The 1,753-nt window shown below is 47.6% G+C and carries 1 protein-coding gene and 1 pseudogene; both read right to left on the reverse strand.

Going from position 1 to position 1,753, the window contains the following annotated elements; translation table 11 throughout:
* Positions 1–126: 126 nt before the first annotated feature.
* Positions 127–243, reverse strand: a pseudogene (locus AC1WIP_RS15545) (Sir2 silent information regulator family NAD-dependent deacetylase); the annotation flags it as partial.
* A 33-nt stretch (positions 244–276) separates the two neighbouring features.
* On the reverse strand, positions 277–1,753 hold a 1,477-nt coding region (locus tag AC1WIP_RS15550; RefSeq protein ID WP_481142680.1), incomplete at its 5' end, for an ATP-binding protein.

The raw sequence follows: 1,753 nt of genomic DNA on the forward strand, positions 1-1,753 counted from the left end.
GCCATGCGTATCGCCTCCTTTTGTCCCGTTTATTATATATTATTCGGGACAAAAAGGCAATAGGCCTGTCCCTTTTCCTAAAGGTTTCCCAAGAAAAGACTTCTCAATACATCATAGCAAAACAAATCACGCTTTTATGTCCCGCGGCGCCCACGCTTCCCCCAGATTGACGCAGGCGTACACTGCCTGCGGATTCTGCTGTGTCATCCTCCAGAAGGGATATTTAATAATGACTGGGGTGTTATGTTTATTGCGCACCCAAAAACAAAGTCATTTTTACAGTTTTCCGTTTTGCCCCGCTGCTTCTGTCTTTCCTAAGATATAGAGGAAAGCAATGGCAGGAATCCGCAGAATGGGCACCATTGTTTCGTGTTTGGCAATGCCAAAATCGTCAAGCCGTTTTGTGATCAAAAAGGCGTCTGTGACTTTTGATTTTTCGTCCCGGCACAGCTCAACAATGGCATCCGTTGCCGCAATGTGGGAATTGTTGCGGTATTTCACTTCGCAGAGAATCTTCTGACGGGGAAGCTCTACCACCACATCAACTTCTTTCTGATTGTCCCTCGCATTTCTGAAATAGCCAAGGCTTGCAGGACTTCCCTGATAGAAGGAAACCATATGCTTGTAGACGGTGGTTTCCACCATTGCGCCCAGTTCCTTTTCGTCCGAAAGCACATCATCGATCATCAGCACCGCATTGCGGACGGCCGCGTCTGCAATAATAATTTTCGGTTTTCCTTTTAGCGCGCCCTTGCTGCCCACATCCATTGGCTTTGCCAGATAAATGAGATTGGACATTTCCAGCGCCTTAATGTAGCTTTCAATGGTTGCGATAGAAGTGTTCTCCAGTTCTTTCGCCGCCGTCGTTGCGTTAAAAATTTCCGTGGAGTTCATGCACAGATAGAGAAACAGTTTTTCCATCAACAGCGGGCTTCGGATATTAAAGAGCGACAGCACATCCCGCTTGATCACCTTATCCACCACATCTTCCCGCAGCATTCTCTGCGCGTAGACGTCATCGTCCGATAACACCAGTTCCGGAAAACCGCCGATCATAAGGTAACGGTTAAAATGATTTTGCAGCGGGATGAATTTATTCATCAGATCGCCAAGCTGCGCCGGACTCATTTTTTTCAGTTCCGATAAGCGTAGATCATCCGGCAGGAGTGGCAAATCCAGCTCAATCAGTCTGCAATACTCATAAAAGGACATGGTAGGGATTTTAAGAACGCTCCACCGTCCCGTACCGCTGTCTGCGGAACCCTTTTCTAAGACAGGGCTGGCGGATCCCGTGGCGATCAGCCGAATATCTTTCCGGCTGTCGTAAATCACCTTCATCCAGAGTTCCCAGTTTTCGGTGTACTGCACTTCATCAAAGAAGACGTACCTTGTGCCGGCGGCAGGGTACATTGCTTCATAGATGGATAGCAGATTTTCCGCGCTCTCGAGTTTCAGAATCGGATTATCAAAGGTGGCGTACAGGATATTTCTGGGATTTACGCCTTCGTCAATAAGGTGATCGATGATCTGATACAGAATCGTCGTCTTGCCCACGCGCCTCATGCCGGATAAAACGGCAAACCTTCGGATACTCTTATGTGTGAGTGTTCTCAGAGCCTCGTAATATGCCAGTCTCTTTTGCGGCTTGCTTTCTTCCTTGATAGCAGAAGGTGTACGCCACCACGGGTTATACTGCCGCAATACTTTCATGACCTGTTCATCATTTACAATCGCCATAATAATCACCATGCCG

It is taken from the genome of Acetatifactor sp. (genome assembly GCF_982438285.1).